The 15,985-nt window shown below is 65.8% G+C and carries 20 protein-coding genes; 9 read left to right on the forward strand and 11 right to left on the reverse strand.

The genetic code is table 11. From position 1 onward, the window contains the following. The first annotated feature begins 5 nt into the window (after positions 1-5). The 4 genes from NA10_RS06580 (at position 6) to NA10_RS06595 (ending at position 3,109) form a co-directional block, all read left to right on the forward strand. Positions 6-1,259: a cysteine desulfurase gene (locus tag NA10_RS06580; RefSeq protein WP_067564652.1), complete on the forward strand. Its 1,254-nt coding sequence runs from the start codon at positions 6-8 to the stop codon at positions 1,257-1,259. A 3-nt stretch (positions 1,260-1,262) separates the two neighbouring features. Then, entirely contained in the window at positions 1,263-1,751 is a 489-nt protein-coding gene (gene sufU / locus NA10_RS06585) for a Fe-S cluster assembly sulfur transfer protein SufU (protein ID WP_067564653.1), read from the forward strand. Then, a complete protein-coding gene (locus tag NA10_RS06590; RefSeq protein WP_067564655.1) occupies positions 1,744-2,160 on the forward strand; it encodes a metal-sulfur cluster assembly factor in 417 nt (138 codons plus the stop codon). The genes sufU and NA10_RS06590 overlap by 8 nt, the downstream gene beginning before the upstream one ends. Positions 2,161-2,257: 97 nt before the next feature. Next, complete coding sequence (locus NA10_RS06595; protein ID WP_067564657.1) at positions 2,258-3,109, forward strand: alpha/beta fold hydrolase; 852 nt, start codon at positions 2,258-2,260, stop codon at positions 3,107-3,109. A 4-nt stretch (positions 3,110-3,113) separates the two neighbouring features. Here NA10_RS06595 and NA10_RS06600 read toward each other — a convergent pair whose 3' ends face one another. The 3 genes from NA10_RS06600 to NA10_RS06610 form a co-directional block, all read right to left on the reverse strand. Further along, positions 3,114-3,386 (reverse strand): YncE family protein, encoded by a 273-nt coding sequence (locus NA10_RS06600; protein WP_067564659.1) that lies wholly within the window; start codon positions 3,384-3,386, stop codon positions 3,114-3,116. 166 nt (positions 3,387-3,552) lie between these two features. Beyond that, on the reverse strand, positions 3,553-4,620 hold the full coding sequence (locus tag NA10_RS06605; RefSeq protein ID WP_067564661.1) for a fatty acid desaturase family protein: 1,068 nt from the start codon (positions 4,618-4,620) through the stop codon (positions 3,553-3,555). Positions 4,621-4,695: 75 nt separating this feature from the next. After that, positions 4,696-5,064: a VOC family protein gene (locus NA10_RS06610; protein WP_067564663.1), complete on the reverse strand. Its 369-nt coding sequence runs from the start codon at positions 5,062-5,064 to the stop codon at positions 4,696-4,698. A gap of 165 nt (positions 5,065-5,229) precedes the next feature. Here NA10_RS06610 and NA10_RS06615 point away from each other — a divergent pair, with 165 nt between their 5' ends. Further along, complete coding sequence (locus NA10_RS06615; protein ID WP_067564664.1) at positions 5,230-5,805, forward strand: DUF7691 family protein; 576 nt, start codon at positions 5,230-5,232, stop codon at positions 5,803-5,805. 1 nt (position 5,806) lies between these two features. Here the strand turns inward: NA10_RS06615 and NA10_RS06620 are convergent, their stop codons facing one another. Continuing rightward, entirely contained in the window at positions 5,807-6,433 is a 627-nt protein-coding gene (locus NA10_RS06620) for a hypothetical protein (protein ID WP_067564666.1), read from the reverse strand. 88 nt (positions 6,434-6,521) lie between these two features. On the opposite strand from NA10_RS06620, the gene lexA reads away from it, so the two are divergent. The 3 genes from lexA (at position 6,522) to NA10_RS06635 (ending at position 8,483) form a co-directional block, all read left to right on the forward strand. After that, positions 6,522-7,187, forward strand: a complete 666-nt coding sequence (lexA, locus tag NA10_RS06625; RefSeq protein WP_067564668.1) for a transcriptional repressor LexA — start codon at positions 6,522-6,524, stop codon at positions 7,185-7,187. Between the two features lie 87 nt (positions 7,188-7,274). Continuing rightward, entirely contained in the window at positions 7,275-7,730 is a 456-nt protein-coding gene (locus NA10_RS06630; protein WP_067564670.1) for a DUF4189 domain-containing protein, read from the forward strand. A 126-nt stretch (positions 7,731-7,856) separates the two neighbouring features. After that, positions 7,857-8,483 (forward strand): hypothetical protein, encoded by a 627-nt coding sequence (locus tag NA10_RS06635; RefSeq protein WP_245677065.1) that lies wholly within the window; start codon positions 7,857-7,859, stop codon positions 8,481-8,483. A 52-nt stretch (positions 8,484-8,535) separates the two neighbouring features. Here NA10_RS06635 and NA10_RS06640 read toward each other — a convergent pair whose 3' ends face one another. The 5 genes from NA10_RS06640 to NA10_RS06660 all read right to left on the reverse strand — a co-directional run bounded on the left by NA10_RS06640 (position 8,536) and on the right by NA10_RS06660 (position 12,708). Next, entirely contained in the window at positions 8,536-9,012 is a 477-nt protein-coding gene (locus tag NA10_RS06640) for a hypothetical protein (RefSeq protein ID WP_067564672.1), read from the reverse strand. A 58-nt stretch (positions 9,013-9,070) separates the two neighbouring features. Further along, positions 9,071-9,646, reverse strand: a complete 576-nt coding sequence (locus NA10_RS06645; RefSeq protein ID WP_067564673.1) for a GNAT family N-acetyltransferase — start codon at positions 9,644-9,646, stop codon at positions 9,071-9,073. Between the two features lie 69 nt (positions 9,647-9,715). After that, positions 9,716-10,642, reverse strand: coding sequence for a non-homologous end joining protein Ku (ku, locus tag NA10_RS06650; RefSeq protein ID WP_067564675.1), 927 nt, complete (start codon positions 10,640-10,642; stop codon positions 9,716-9,718). Positions 10,643-10,702: 60 nt separating this feature from the next. Continuing rightward, positions 10,703-11,974, reverse strand: coding sequence for a hypothetical protein (locus NA10_RS06655; RefSeq protein ID WP_067564677.1), 1,272 nt, complete (start codon positions 11,972-11,974; stop codon positions 10,703-10,705). Positions 11,975-12,039: 65 nt separating this feature from the next. Beyond that, on the reverse strand, positions 12,040-12,708 hold the full coding sequence (locus NA10_RS06660; protein ID WP_067564678.1) for a PAS and ANTAR domain-containing protein: 669 nt from the start codon (positions 12,706-12,708) through the stop codon (positions 12,040-12,042). A 354-nt stretch (positions 12,709-13,062) separates the two neighbouring features. On the opposite strand from NA10_RS06660, the gene NA10_RS06665 reads away from it, so the two are divergent. After that, the gene (locus NA10_RS06665; protein ID WP_157556139.1) at positions 13,063-13,428 is read left to right on the forward strand and encodes an ANTAR domain-containing protein; all 366 of its coding nucleotides are present in this window, start codon (positions 13,063-13,065) and stop codon (positions 13,426-13,428) included. 14 nt (positions 13,429-13,442) lie between these two features. Here NA10_RS06665 and NA10_RS35335 read toward each other — a convergent pair whose 3' ends face one another. Next, positions 13,443-14,732: an MFS transporter gene (locus NA10_RS35335; RefSeq protein ID WP_245677066.1), complete on the reverse strand. Its 1,290-nt coding sequence runs from the start codon at positions 14,730-14,732 to the stop codon at positions 13,443-13,445. Next, positions 14,729-15,901, reverse strand: a complete 1,173-nt coding sequence (locus NA10_RS06675) for a serine hydrolase domain-containing protein (RefSeq protein WP_245677067.1) — start codon at positions 15,899-15,901, stop codon at positions 14,729-14,731. The genes NA10_RS35335 and NA10_RS06675 overlap by 4 nt, the downstream gene beginning before the upstream one ends. Between the last annotated feature and the right edge of the window lie 84 nt (positions 15,902-15,985).

Here is a 15,985-nt window from a genome sequence, read left to right on the forward strand (position 1 = left end):
TGCTGATGACCACTACGGTGCCCGCTTTGGACGTCGCTCGCATTCGCGCCGACTTCCCGATCCTGAGCCGCACGGTGCGTGATGGCAAACCCCTGGTCTATTTGGACTCGGGTGCCACCTCGCAGCGGCCCACGGCGGTGCTGGACGCGGAACACACCTTCCTGACCCAGCACAATGCGGCGGTGCACCGTGGTGCTCATCAGCTGGCCGAAGAGGCAACGGACGCTTACGAAGACGCGCGTGCGGATATCGCGCGGTTCGTGGGTGTGGATGCCCGCGAGATCGTGTTCACCAAGAACGCGACCGAATCGCTGAACCTGGTGACCTACTCGTTCTCCGATTCGCGGTTCCCGTATCACGTGGGTCCGGGTGACGAGATCGTGGTGACCGAGCTCGAGCATCACGCGAATCTGGTTCCGTGGCAGGAGCTCGCGCGCCGCACGGGTGCGACGTTGAAGTGGTACGGGATCACCGATGACGGGCGCATCGATCTGGATTCGCTCGAATTGTCGCCCGCCACCAAGGTCGTCGCGTTCACGCATCAGTCGAATGTGACCGGTGCGATCGCCGATGTGCACGAAATGGTGCGCCGGGCAAAGGAAGTCGGCGCGCTGACGGTGCTCGACGCCTGCCAGTCGGTGCCGCATATGCCGGTGAACTTCCGTGAGCTGGGCGTGGATTTCGCCGCGTTCTCCGGGCACAAGATGCTCGGCCCCTCGGGTGTCGGTGTGCTGTACGGCCGGTATTCGCTGCTCGAGGAGACCCCGCCGTTCATCACCGGTGGTTCCATGATCGAGACCGTCACCATGGAGGCCACCACCTACGCGGCCCCGCCGCAGCGGTTCGAGGCCGGTGTGCCGATGACCTCGCAGGTGGTCGGACTCGGCGCCGCCGTGCGGTATCTGGAGCGGATCGGTATGGACGCCGTTGCCGCGCACGAGCATTCGCTGGTGCAGGCGACGCTGGAGGGTCTCGCGAAGATCGACGGTGTGCGCATCGTCGGCCCGACCGACACGGTGAACCGCGGTGGCGCGGTATCTTTCGTCGTGGACGGGATCCACGCGCACGATGTGGGGCAGATCCTCGATGACGAGGGCGTCGCTATCCGCGTCGGTCACCACTGCGCCTGGCCGCTCATGCGCCGCCTCGGCGTGCCGGCCACCGCACGCGCCTCCTTCGCCGTCTACAACACCCTCGACGAGGTCGACGCACTGCTGGCCGCGGTGCGGAAGGCTCAGAGCTTCTTCGGAGTTGCATAGATCATGCGCATGGAGCAGATGTACCAGGAAGTGATCCTGGACCACTACAAGCACCCGCACCACCGCGGCCTTCGCGAGCCGTTCGGTGCGCAGGTGCATCACGTCAACCCGACCTGCGGTGACGAGATCACACTGCGCGTACAGCTGGACGACAAGGGCGATGTCGCCGATGTGTCCTATGACGGCCAGGGCTGCTCGATCAGCCAGGCCTCCACCTCGGTGCTCACCGATCAGGTCATCGGCCTGCCGGTGCAGCAGGCGCTCAAGGTGGTCGACTCGTTCAACGAGATGATCTCCAGCCGCGGCACCCTCGAGGGCGATGAGGACATGATCGGCGACGGCATCGCCTTCGCCGGTGTGTCCAAGTACCCGGCGCGGGTCAAATGCGCACTGCTGGGCTGGATGGCGTTCAAGGACGCGGTCGTTCAGATAGCCTCCGCCGAGGAGACCAAGCTGCCGATGTCGAACGGGGAGAAGAACAACGATGAGTGAGACCACCGGAACTCCGGCCGACGGCTCGGTGCAGGACACCGCCGTGGCCGAGACCGCCGAAGCCGTTGCGCCGCAGGCGGAATTGAGCGAAGAGGACGCCAAGTTCCTCGAGGACCTCGAAGAGGCCATGCGCGATGTCGTGGACCCCGAACTCGGCATCAATGTCGTGGATCTGGGTCTGGTCTACGGTATGCAGGTCGAAGACGGCATCTGCAAGCTCGATATGACCCTGACCTCCCCGGCCTGCCCGCTCACCGATGTGATCGAGGACCAGTCGCGCAACGCCCTGGTCCGCAGCGGTCTGGTCGAGGATCTGCAGATCAACTGGGTCTGGATGCCGCCGTGGGGTCCGGACAAGATCACCGACGACGGCCGCGAGCAGCTGCGCGCCCTCGGCTTCACCGTCTAGCGGGCACGTCCCGTTGATCACCCCCGCCGGAAATCCGGTGGGGGTGAGTTCGTTCCGGGCCTGTCGAAGTCACCGGTGGGGATGGTAGGCATACCGTATGCGGCTTGATGAGTGGATTGCCGGTGGCGAGCACATACGGCTGGGCGGGCACGACATCTTCCATCGCCAGGACGGTCCGGTCGACGGTCGCCCCGTGACCCTGGTGCACGGCTTCCCGACCTCCTCGCACGATTGGGCTCCCATCGCGCCCGCACTGGCCGAATCCGGTTGCCGGGTAACCACTCTCGACTTGCTCGGCTTTGGCGCGAGTGCCAAGCCGGTGGGCCACGACTACCGAATCACCGAACAGGCATCGATCGTCGAGGAGCTCTGGCAACGCCTCGACATCGACGAAACCGCCCTGGTCTCCCACGACTACGGCGTCTCGGTCGCCCAGGAACTGCTGCACCGCAACGCACCCCGCATCACCTCCGCCGCATTCTTCAACGGCGGCCTCTACCCCGACCTGCACCGCCCGATCCGAATCCAGCAACTCCTACACGGCCCCGCGGGCTCCCTCCTGCAACACCTCTCCACCGAGCGCATGTACCGCCGATCCCTGAAGGAGGTCTTCGGCCGTCCCGTCAGCGACGCGGACCTCCATGACATGTGGCTCGCCACCACCATGAATCACGGCAAACGAGTCCAACACCGCCTCCTGCGCTACATAGACGAGCGCCGCGCCCACGCCGATCGCTGGCGCACCGCCGTCGAAACCTACCCCGGTCCCGTCCAATTCATCTGGGGCCCAGCCGATCCCGTCAGCGGCGCGCACGTCCTACCCCGCCTCCGCGACCGCCTCCCCAAAGCCCACTTCCTCATCCTCGACCAGGCCCCACCCACCGGCCACTACCCCCAAGTCGAGAACCCCACCCCGGTAGCCGAGGCCCTGGTCACCTTCCTGCGCTGACTATTCACCGGTGGGTGACTACGGTCAGGGTGCCGTTGCGGTTGGTGATGTAGGCGGTGTGGGTAGTGGGGTCGGCCGCTGTGGCTGTGGCCGTGCCGTCGATGGGAACTGTGCCTGTCACCATCGCTTTGGCGGTGTGGATGATGGAGACGGTCGTGTCGCCGGCGTCGATGACGTATGCCGTGTGATTGACCGAGTCGACGGCGATCCATTTCGGTTTGCTGCCGACTGGGATTGTGTTCTTCACGGTGAGTGTCGCGGGATCGACCACGAGCACGGCGGCAATGGGACCGTCGGAGCGGAAGTGTCACGTATCAGCATGGTCGAGGTGTAAATGAGATGGGTGTCGGGGTCGACGGCCAAGCTTGCCGGATCGGCGGTAACGGGAAGCCACCCACCTTTGCGCGGGCACGGGTTTTCCAGTGCAGGCCGAACCTCGAAGGCTAGTCGGGGGTCGCGGTTCGGTGTTGTTCGCGCAGGGGTGCGCCGACGCGGTGGAGGTGTTCGAGGGCTTCGCGGTAGGAGGAGATGAGGCCGGTTTCGTGGTACGGCACACCGATTTCGGCGCAGAAGTCGCGGACGATCGGGCGGGCGCGGCGCAGGTTCGGGGTGGGCATGCTCGGGAACAGGTGATGTTCGATCTGGTAGTTGAGGCCGCCGAGGGCGACGTCCGTCAGCAGGCCGCCTCGCACATTGCGTGAGGTCAGGACTTGGCGGCGAAGGTAATCGGGGCGGGCGTCGCCGGTCAGGGTCGGCATGCCCTTGTGGTTCGGGGCGAAGATGCAGCCCATGTACAGGCCGAACAAGCCCTGGTGGACGGCGATGAACGCGAAGGCTTTATCGGCGGGCAGCACCGCGAATAGGGCGGTCAGGTAGAGGGCGAAATGGCCGAACAGCAGTGCGCCCTCGACACCGCGACGCTTCACCGAACGATTCTTCAGCGCCCGCACGCCCGCCACATGGAGATTCAGCCCCTCCAACAGCAGCAGCGGGAAGAACAGGAACGCCTGCGCCCGCCCGATGAGCCGAGCCGGACCGCGACTGGACCGCGCCTGCCGCTGCGACCACACCAGAAGGTCCGGTGCGACATCGGGATCCAGCTCCTCATGATTCGGATTCGCGTGATGCCGAGTGTGTTTGTCCTGCCACCACCCGTACCCCAGCCCGATCCCGAGATTGCCGACCACCCGCCCCATCAGCTCGGTAGGCCGCCGCAACCGGAAGACCTGCCGATGCGCGACATCGTGCATGACCAGCGCGACCTGCGCGAACACCACCGCCATCGACCCGGCCACGACCAACGTCCACCACGAATCGCCGATGAGCGGAAACGCCCCCCACCCACCCGCGAACGCGGCTCCGACAAGCCCGAGCCGCACCGCGTAATAGACCGGCCGCCGCCCCATCAACCCGGCCTCGGAGACCCGCCGCAACAGCCGCGGATAATCCCCGCCCTCCCCCCGGCGCGGTGATGGTGGAGCAGACTCGGGAACCAGCGCAGGTGTCGTCATATCCCGAAGCTATCGGCGGATTTCTCGTTCGTTGTAATCCCTTGGTATGACAGGGAATAGCACCGTGGTGTGATATCAGCCGTGCGCCGTCGGATCCATGTGGGCGAGCACATTGATCACCGTGCCCCCGGGATCCTCGACGAAGAAGCGTCGCACACCCCAGGGCTCGTCGGTGAGCGGGTACACGATCTTCGCCCCGCGCCGCACGGCTTCGGCATGGGCCGCGTCGACGAGCCTCGGATCACCCACGTCGATACCGAATCGCGGTGTCGGAGTTTCGGTTCCGGGCGCGAGCACGATGACCTGCGCCGCCGGATTGCCCGGCGCGCGCAGCCCGAGCACGGGACTGCGCATGGCGACCTCGAGCCCGAAGACGCCGGAGTAGAACGCCGCGAAGGCCGCCGGATCATCACCGTCGATATAGGGGTGGATGCGTTCGATCATCCGATGATCATGACGGTGCACACCTGCGAACCGCTTGTACGAATCGGAACAACGGGGGTGGAGTGCACTCCAAGTCGACTTTCGTCATCGAGATCGCGGGATGAGAGTGCGGGCGGAATTCGGCCGGTGCTGTTAGGGTGTGCCGGTCGCGCCGGAAGGGGAGTCTTGTCGTACATCGTGAGCCCGTATGCCGTTGACCTGGACGGGATTCGGCTGGTCGGGTCCTATGGGCAGGAGTTTTCCGATGCGGTGGTGCGGTCCACGCCGCAGCATGTGCTGGATCGGCTGGACGAGGCCGAGGAACTCGGGCTCACCCCGCGCGATGTGATGCGCCAGCTCTTGGTGGGCGAGCCGATGGATCCGGATTTCGGCCCAACCTACGGCCATGCGCTCGAGGTGCTGTGCTATCACGCGGGAACCCTGCTGGACAATGCGCACTGGGCCGGGATGCGGTTCCGGTATTTCTCGATGGTGGAGCAGGCGCTCGCCGATATCGGGGTGGAATTCGATCCGGCGCAGTTGGTGCTGGGCGGTGCGCCCATCGATCTGCCGCCCATCGACGATTTCCCGAGTATCGGATTCGTGGAGAATTACCGAATCGATGCCATGGCAGACACTTTGAACGCGGTCGAGTTGGATCGCCTCACCGATGACGCCATTCGCGGTTCGGTCGCCCAGATGCGCGAATGGGCGCGCACCTGCCAGGCCGAGGGTCTCGGCCTGGTGTGCTTCTACTACTGACTCAGGGTCGTTTGGTCCAGAAGAGCTTGTCGAGGTTCTCGCGCCGCCCGTCGGCCCAATCCCACATGTAATCGGCTATGCGCGCGGGATTGTCGAGGGTGGTGCTGAACATATGCCCGCCCTCGCGATACTCCAGCAGGTAGGAGTCGGCCCCCTGGCGCAGCGTCTGGATGAAGGTGTCCTGATCGCCCGGCTCCTGGACGATCAGGAACGGCGTCCGCGCCAGCTTCGCCAATTCCGGTATCCAGGAATGCAGTTGGCGTTCGGTGAGCACATCGAAGTAGCGCTGGCCGCCGAGATTGACCCGCATCCGTCGCATCTCCGGCGTGCCCAGGCTACCGTCGCGCGAATCGTAGAGCGCGAATTCGGTTCCGGCGATGAGCTCTTCGATCCACAGCAGCGCCCGCCAGGCGGCGTGCTCGGGCACCATGACCCGCACGCACTCACCCACCGCGGCCAGCGTGATACGCCCGTTCCATACCGGGATCTCGGTATTCCAGCGCCACAACCCGGCCAGTACCGGTCCCAGACTCACCGCCGGTATGCCGTCACTGGCCGCCACATAGTCTTCGACCTCAGCGGCCGACGCGACGGAATCTGCCGGTAGCACGACGAATTCGCAACTCACCCGACCAACCTAATCCACGGCGGCGACACACGCGGACCGTTGGCCGCAGTCGGCGAGCAACCGCCGCGCCACACCGTAGGATGCCCGGGTGACCGGATACGACGACTTCGACGGGTTCGCCCACCTCGACACCTCCACCCTGCCGCCGCGCCAGCAGCAGATTCTGTGCACGATCCGCGATTGGGTGCAGCGGCACGGGTATTCGCCCAGCAGTCGCGAGATCGGCGAGGCGGTCGGACTCAAGTCCGGTTCGTCGGTATCGAAACATTTGAAGGCCCTGGAGGATCGCGGATTCCTCACTCGCGGTGAATCGGTCACCCGGCCGATGGATGTGCGGCTGTTCCTGGCCGAGTCCACGGGGTCGCGGCAGCAGTCCGGCAATTCGGTTCCGGTCCCGGTGGTCGGTGATATCGCGGCCGGTACCCCGATCCTGGCCGAACAGCACACCGACGATGTGCTCTCGCTACCGCGCGAATTGGTCGGTCGCGGCACCGTCTTCGGTCTGCGTGTACGCGGTGATTCGATGATCGACGCGGCCATCTGCGATGGCGACATCGTGGTGATCCGGCAGGAGAGCGAGGCGCACTCCGGGGAAATCGTGGCCGCGATGATCGATGGTGAAGCCACCGTCAAGGTCTATCGCCGGCGCAACGGCCATGTGTATCTGGAACCGCGCAACCCCGCCTACGACGTGATCGACGGTGACAAGGCCGTGGTGCTCGGAAAAGTTGTCTCTGTTATGCGCCGGGTGTGATTCCGTCCGAAAAGACTGGATTGGACAATGCGCAGTCGCTCGACAAGGATTCGACCCGTTCCAACAATTCATCACGGGGAGTATCGAATGTCGTTGCTGCGCAAGGCCGGAATGGGCCTCGCCATCACCTCGATGGCCGCGATGGGCGTCATGGCCGCCGGTCCCGCCAATGCGGCGGAAGACCAGCCGGGATTCACGGCCACCTCCGGTGATCTGTACGGCGCCCTGGCGCTGTCGCGGAGCACCGGAAATGTCGCATACGCGGTCAATTATGGCAGTTGGGGCGGTGCCGACGGCGCCGCCGTCAACAAGTGCGGTGGCGGCGACTGCGAGGTCGTCGTGCACTTCGCCAATGCGTGCGGCGCTGTCGCACAGGGCGCCGACACCCGCTTCGGCTGGGCGTGGGCGGCCACCAAGGTCGATGCGGAGAAGGGTGCGATCGACGTGCTGGGCAACAGCGCGCCGAAGTTCCCCGATGTCGGTTCCGCCTCGCCGCGTTCGGCGAAGGTGATCCTGTCGGCGTGCACCGATAACGCGCGCTGATTCCGCCGGGACCGCGCTGATCCAGCGCGATCAACTGTGCGTCGTGCCGGATTCCTCCGGTACGGCGCACTTTTGTTTGCCGGACCCATTTCCCAGCAACACGCCCATCGCGCCGGAGATGATTTCGTGGTGGACGACATCACCTACGAGGACACCCGGTTCGCCATGCACGCGGCGGCGGAACTGCTCATCGCGGGTCCGCAGTATCGGCGCTTCGGGAGTATTCGCATGCGCATCGTGCTGGGTGGCTTCATCGGGGTCAAATGGCCGGTTTCGGTGACCGGCGCGGATCTGGTCTGGCCGCAGGGGCGTATCCGATTGCATGGGACCTACTCGGAACTGGCCCTGGCCGCGGGTTTCGAGGCAGATGGCCCGCCGGACGGCCTGTACTCCGAGGGCACCGGTATGGATCCGAACGAGCCCTTCACCGTCGATTCCGAGGCCGCTGCCGCGGTGCACGACTGGTTCGCGGTGGGGGACACCGCATTACGGCGTTTCGCCACCGAACAGCCGGTGCTGTGGCCGGAGCGCTTCGACCTCTCGGTCTCGGTGGGCGAGGTGAATTACGGTGTCTCACCGGGAGATTGGGAGAACCCGCACCCCTACGCCTACGTCGGACCGTGGACGCGTCGCCACGGCGAATTCTGGAACGCCCCGTTCGGTGCCAAACGCGCCCGCACGGAGGTCTCGACCGTCGAGGGCCTGCTGGAATTCTTCCGCGAGGGCCAAGCGCGCGCCATCGCGGACGCATGAGGAATGCGCGCGTGGTACCCGTCGGGACCGCTCGACGGGTACCGCGGCCGATTCAATGCGTCGGTAGTCGATCCGTATTGCCTTCTGCCAGCGCGGTTTCCACATTCGTGATACCCGCCAGCACGCCCGCGCCGTAACCGTCGTCCTCGAGCGCGTCGATCCGTTCGCGCGCGGCATCGAGATGCCGCCGCGCGGTGTCGAACGCGCCGAGCCGCCGGTAATTGTCGGCGAGATTCAGGTGTAGGGACGGGTAGAACCCGCGCACGCTGAGGGCGGAATGCTCCCGCTGGGCGCGTTCATCGGTGAGCGAGTCCGCCGCGTCGAGCGCGCGCACGTCCCAGGTGAGCGCGTCGGCCGCATGATCGAACAGATCGGCCAGAAAGTGCGCGATGGTGACCCGGTGTAGCGCATCACCGGCCACGCCGACCGAATTCCACAGTGCGGCAAGGTCTTCCCGTGCCTGCACGGTCTTCCCCTGCCGCCCGAGCGTGACGGCTTCATTGATGGCGGCCATGGTGGCATCGGTCATGCCGCACACGCTAGCGAAGGGGTCCGACAGCTTTCGCCGTCGAACCCGGTGCGACAACCTATCGGCTGATGCGCGGGCGTCCGCCCTCACCGGCTATGCGCCCCTTGCGAATCAGTTCCCGCTTGGTCCCGGGGGTCAAAGTCACCTGATCGCTGTCGCCCGCCGCGGCGGTCTCCTCGCTGACCGGTGTTGGATTCGGCCGTACGAACAGCGTTACGGTGGTGCCCTCGCTGAAGCCGTTGCGCTTCATCAGCGCCGCCGAGGCGGTGTTGTGGATTTCCACATCGGTGACGATCCGGCGCGCCCCGGCCTGGAACAGGGTGTCGCAGCAGGCCGACATGAGTCGCCCGGCGATGCCGCGCCCCTGCGTATCCGGTGCGACCGCGATCCATTCCAGATACGCCCAGTCGTCGCGCAGTTCGAACTCCATCGATCCGAGGACGAATCCCACCACGCGATCCGAATCCACCGCCACCCAACAGGAGCGGCTGGGGCTGTCCATATGCTCGGCCACCGAGGTGAGCGACCACGACGTATACGGCTTGGTGGAGGTGTCGAACACCTCGTAGCCCAGATCCAGGACCTGGCGCAGGTGTCCGAGTCCCATGGGGACGATGGCTATGGCGGGTTCCATACCGGACAGTTTGCCAGGTAGATGCCATACCCACCGGCTCCGGCCCGCGATTCGAGCAACCGGCCGGTTTCAAGCTCCCTTGCGAGTTTGCTTGGCCGGAGCCTTCTTCGCCGCCTTCTTCGCCGCCTTCTTGGCGGGCTTCTTGCCCGCCGCGGTGCTCTTGGCCGCCGCTTTGGCGGGCGCCTTCTTGGCGGCCGGAGCCTTCGAGCCACCGCGCCCGGATGCCTCCAGACTGCGCTGCAGGGCCGCGACCAGGTCCACCACCTCCGCATCCATCTCCGGCGCGGCGGTCTCGGGCGCCCGGGTGACCTTGCCGCTGCCACTGGCGATGGCCTCGTCGAGCATCTTCTTCAATTCGATCTGATACTCGTCCACGTACTGGGTCGGATCGAAGTCGTCCGAGAGGGTGTCCACCAGCGTCTCGGCCATCTGCAACTCCTGCGGGCGCGGCGCGAAGACATCGTCGAGTTTGTCGAAGGCCACCGAGCGCACCTCATCGGGCCACAGCATGGTCTGCAGTACCAGCACCCCGTCCCGCACCCGCAGCGCCCCGAGCCGCGTCTTCTGCCGCAGCGTGAAGTGCACCAGCGCGATGCGCTCCGTCTGTTCCAGCGTCTTCGCCAGCAGCACATAGGCTTTGGGCGTATTGGAATCGGGTTCCAGATAGTAGCTCTTGTCGAAGAGGATCGGATCGATCTGCTCGGCGGGGACGAACTGCAGCACCGGTATCTCATGCTTCTCGGCCGCGGGCAGTTTGCTGAAGTCCTCATCGGTGAGGATGACCCGATCCCCGTCCGGTGATTCATACGCCTTGTCGATATCGGCGTACTGCACCGGCTGGCCGTCCACCGTGCAGACCCGCTCGTACCGAATGCGCCCCCCGTCGGCGGCGTGCACCTGATGGAACTTGATGTCGTGGTCCTCCGTGGCGGTATAGACCTTCACGGGAACATTGACCAACCCGAACGCGATGGAGCCCTTCCAAATGGACCGCATGATCCCGATCGTACTTCGGACAAGACTTTCCGGTCGGTAACTGGCCCGCGAGCTCGGGATTCAGGGCGCGGGACGCGGATGCGGCGGGCGCAGCGTCCAATGCCGATGGGCGCTCTTCCATTGATGCCTGGGCTCGACTTTCACGCCCGGATCATTGTCGGGTGGACCGAGAGGTTTATTGCGGGCCGACTCGTCGATGGGTTGCGGACCGGCCGCGCCATTGGGGCTGGATTGGTCGGCGGTGTGATTGTGAATGATGGTGGCGGCTTGGCCTGTGGTGCTGAGGTTTTCGGTGGGACGGTCGTTGTAGAAGTAATCATGGAAGTTGTCCGGCACGGTTTTGCCGAAGATGGCCAGGGTCCCGTCCCAGCCCTGGTCCGGACCATGCCAGAGATCGACGAGCGAAGTGGCTACGCGGCCTTCGACCGAATCCCCGATATCCCAATTCCGGGTGGCGGCGTCATTCTCCAGATTCGCGGAAAAGCCCGAGCTCCAGACGAACCGGTAATCATCGAGGGCGTACATGGCCACCGCATCGGCGAATCCCTCGGTGAACGCACAGGACGGTGAGGAGGCCAGATTGATGTAGTGCGGGTTGCAATTGCTGACGTCCGGCCATTGTTCGTGCTGCCAGAGCCATTGCAGATTGTGCCCGGCCTCGTGGAGCGTCACATGCCGGGTATTCGCATCATCCTCGGTGAGATAGATGAATCCCGCCGTGGTGAAATAGGAATTCCCGTTGCGACCGCCCGGCGACGGCCAGATCACCGAAATACCGGTGCAGCGCGTCTGCGGGGTCCAGCAGTCGCCCGCCGCGGCCGGGCGTTTCCACCACAGCAGATTCAGGGTGTCGAGCACCTTCCACGCACCGGCCATCTCGTCCGGTACCGCCACCGTGCCCAGGTCACGGGTGCCGGTGACCGTTTTCGCCGGGACCGTGAAGGCGTACGGCTGTTCGGTGTCCCCGCGCTGGGGCAGCACCTGCCACAGCGCGGAACTCTCGGCGATGAAGCTCAGATACAGATCCGATCCCGCGACCCCGTCGGCGCAGGCGGTGAATTTACCGTCGCGGTCGGTGAGGTCCGCGGCCAGCGGGCGATCGAAGAATCCGGGATGCGCGGTGCCGTACAGCGCCCAATTGGCATTGCGGGCCGGGGAAGTCACCATGGGCAGCGCGGTGCCCGCCTCGGCATCGGGCCGGGTGTAGGTGAGTGTTCCGGTGAGACAGATCGTCTCCTGTCGTGCGTATGCGCTCCCGGGCCACACCGAGACCGTGGTCAATGCCATTGCCACGACGAATGTCGCCCGCCAGATCCTGCCGATTCGCGTCATCAACCGCAATGAAATCGGACATTTCAGATATTGCTCCGCAGCGACACGCGAGCAATCCGGGACACCTACGTCGGCGGCATGTCTTGATGAACCGTGAGCAGCAGATGGTCGAACCTGCTGCGCAGAGCGGGCGCGGTGGGCGGCAGTTCGTCGAGTTTGGCGATGATTCGCTCGGCCAGCACGCGGAGCTTCATATTGGTCTCCTGTGACCGCCAGACCAGCACCCGGAACGCCTGATCGGCATTGATGCCGTAGGTCATCATGAGCAGACCCTTGGCCTGTTCGATCCGGGCGCGGTGTTCGACCATCTCCGGGAGCAGTTCGCCCAGCACCTCATTGCGCTGTTCGGCGACGACGTCGGTGAGGTCGACGTAATAGCCCGCGGTGCCGACGACGTCGTTCTTGTCATCGGTGACGGCATCGGAGACCACGATGACGTGATGGGTCTCGCCCGCGGTGTCGACGATCCGATGGCGACTGGAGAACGGCGCGTGGTCGCGGACCGAGGTGACCAGATCGGCCTCCACCCGCTCGCGGTCCTCCGGATGCTTGTGCGACAGCAACAGCTCGGTGGTCGGGGTGACCTCGTCGGGGCCGTAGCCGTGCATGCGGGCCACCTCGGGCGACCACTCCCAGCGGTTGTCGTCGAACCAGAAGCGGAACCAGCCGATGTCCTGCGGTGATCCCGCGGCGACGACCTGTTCGATGGTGCGCCGCTCCTGCTCGTCCATCATCGGCCCAGTATGGCCGACAAAGAGTGACATGACCTCTTTTCGCAGATCATTGGCACGAACCTCCGAACTCGTTCATCGAGAAGCCGAGACCGACTGGCTTGCAATGATTTTCGTATCCCGCAGCCGGATTGGCGATAAAATCCACGTGCTCGGATCATGCACTCGGCTCCCGGAGACCGTGTGACTCCGGACTCACCGCCCCAGACCCCACCGACTCCGATATCCGTGAGCTGAGCTGGACAGGAGCGATGATATACGCGGACCACACCCCTGCTCCGGTTGCGGCGCGCCGCCGGCCCCTGCGTGGACGCCTGCCGCACCGGTCGCCCCCTCGCGATCGATGACATTTCCCGAATGCGTCCGCACCCCGCCTTCGCCCTCCGCTCCGCGCGCCTGGGCCCGCGCAGCGTGCGCTCGCTTCCCCTGCTGTGGGTCGGAGAACCGCTCGGCGCGCTGAAACTATTCGGCGACAGACCCGGCAGGGTCACCGCGGGCGACGTGGGCTGCGGTGACGCCCCGGTCGGCCTCGCCGCCGGCGCGCTCTGGCACACCAGAGCCCTGACCGACGCCCGCATCCGCAACGACCGTCTGCGACAGGCCCTGGACAGCCGCGTGCTGATCGCACAGGCCAGGGGCATGCTCGCCGAACGCACCGGCCTGCCCCCGGACCCGCCTTCGGCCTGCTGCGCGGCCATGCCCGCCGCACCCGTCGCCGCCTGATCGATATCGCCCGCTCAGTGGTGGACGGTGCGGAGGACGTCGATGCTGTCCCGGGCATACGGGCGATACAGGGTGGCGCAGGCCAATCCGTTGACGGTGGTGAGCACGACGGTGACGAGCAGGAGTCCACCCTCCAGCCCGATCGCATCGCCGAGGACACCGGTCAGCAGTGAGTAGAGACCGTAGGCGAGTCCGTCCGCCGCCGAGACCGAGACCGCGAATCCCAGCGGTCGCAGCGGCGCCGGCACCACCGCCATGACCAGGGGCCGATTCACCACCGGGACCTGCCCCTGGAGGAAGCCCACCATCGCGAAGATCGCGACATAGGCCCCGATGGAGGCCCATGCGATCCCGATGGCGAGGAAAGCCGCTGCCGCGAAGGCCAATTGGCTCAGCTGCAGCATGATGATGCGACCGCTGGACGGTAGCGCCCGATGTACCCGGTCATTGACGCGGCCGCCAATCAGCGTGCCCGCGATGTAGCCGAGTGCGAAGGGCAGCGCCACCATCGACGCGGTGGCGGTGGAGAAGCCGCGATCGTGCACCAGGAAGGCGGTGCCGAAGCTCATGATCACATTCTGTCCCGAGCACAGGCGCTGGACGAGAATCAGCCGGAATGTGGGAATCCCGAACAGTTCTCGCAATCCGGCGCGCACCGTGCGGGCCTTGCCGCCGAGCGATTCGGCGGTGCCGCCCGCCGCGGCGGTGTGGCCGCCGGTGCCGGGATCCCGCAGGAACAGCAGGATCAGCACGCCGACGATGACGCAGACGCCACCGGACAGGAAGAACCCGTAGCACCAGCCGTTCTCGATTCCCGACAGTCGCCCGAACAGGGGCGCGGCGATACCGGTGGCCAATGCCGTTCCCGCATAAAACATTCCGGTCGCGCGGCCACGCCCGCTGTCGTCGTACAGATCACCGACCATGCCCAGTGCGATCGGACCCGCGCCGGCGAACCCGGCCGCGGCGAGCGTGGTCAGGATGAGCAATTGCGCGAATGTCGTCGACAGTCCGGCCGCCATGGCCCACAGTCCCCAGAAGCCCGCGCAGATCGCGAGTACGTTCTTGCGCCGGTACCGCCGGGCCAGGAATACCCACGGCAGCGCGGCCACCGTGCCGACGATCTTGCCCGCCGCGACCAGTGCGCCAAGCGCGGTCGCCGAGAGTCCGAGCGCCTCGCGAATCATCGGGAAAAGCACGCTGATCACGCTGGTTTCGGCATTGTCCATGGCGTGCGAAGCGGTCAGCAGGGCGAGATTGCGGCCCCGCCGGGGCATCGCGTCGGTCGCGATCGGGGTGGTCACCGGGCCGTCTCCGGGACCGGTCCGGCGACTGCGGCTGCGATCTGGGCGAACATCGGCACCAGTGGTGGCGGCGGCACCGCGGGGGACAGGATATGCGCGCCGAAGTGCACGATGACCAGGTCCGATCCGGGGGCGACGAACAGGCGCTGACCGTGGATGCCACTGGCCATATACGACCCGTGCGCATCATCGAGCAGCCACCAGAAATCGTGATAGCTCATGGTCGCGGGCGCATCGGCACTCGCGCGGGGTGCGGTGACGCGCCTGGTCGCGCCGTCGGGCACCCGGCCGATGGTGGCAACCACCTCGGCCGGAATGATCTGCCGATCGCCGATCGCACCACCGCGGCGCAGCATCTCGCCCAGGCGTGCGATATCCATTGCGGTGGCCGCGAATCCGCCGCAGGCCATCTCATCGCCCGCGCTGTCGAGCAGATACAGGCCGTCCTGTGCGGCACCGATCCGGGACCAGATCAGTTCGCCGAACAGCTCGGCGGTCGAGACGCCGGTGACACGCCGCAGAATCTCGGCCATGGTCTCGACATTGCCGTTCTCATAACGGAATTTGTGCCCGTAGGGTCCGGCCGCACGGGCGGTGGCGAGATGGTCGAGAATGGTGGTCGGCCCGGTGTAGCCCTGCGGGCGCAGGCTCGGCGTCACCACGGCCCAGTAGCGATGGGCCTCCAGGACGCGGTCGTAGGGCCGGTCGGCGAATCGCACATGGGTGGTCATATGCATCAGTTGCTCGACGGTGGCGTCGCCGAATCCGGTTCCCGCGAGTTCGGGAATGTAACTGCGCGTCAGGGCATCTCGGCGCAGCAGACCCTGATGTTCGATCATCGCGACCAGTAGTCCGAAGTATGATTTGGCCGCGGAGCCGTTCAGGTGCGGCTGGTGCGCCCGATAACCGTGCAAGTAGGACTCGTAGACCACCCGCCCGCGATGCAGGACCACCAGTGCGTCACTGTCGGATTCGGCGAGAGCCCGCGACAGCGGCACTTTTCGCCCGTGGGTCCACGCGATCGGCAGCTCACCCAGATCCCGCTCGTCATGGGGTAGCGGCCAGGGGTCCGTGTCACCTCGCTGGACCGCGCGGGTCGGACCGTTCTCCGAGACCGCAGTGGCGTGCTGGCGCACATGAGCCGGGTCGAGAAACCCTCGCGCCCACATTAAATCATCATTCCGCGCGATTCGCGTCATCGAGTCGCTCCTGCTCCGGCTCGACCTCGATGGCGAGCCTCCGTGAAGGGGGTG

Origin of the sequence: Nocardia acidivorans NBRC 108247, assembly GCF_001625085.1 — a bacterium.
Taxonomy (GTDB): Bacteria; Actinomycetota; Actinomycetes; order Mycobacteriales; family Mycobacteriaceae; genus Nocardia; species Nocardia acidivorans.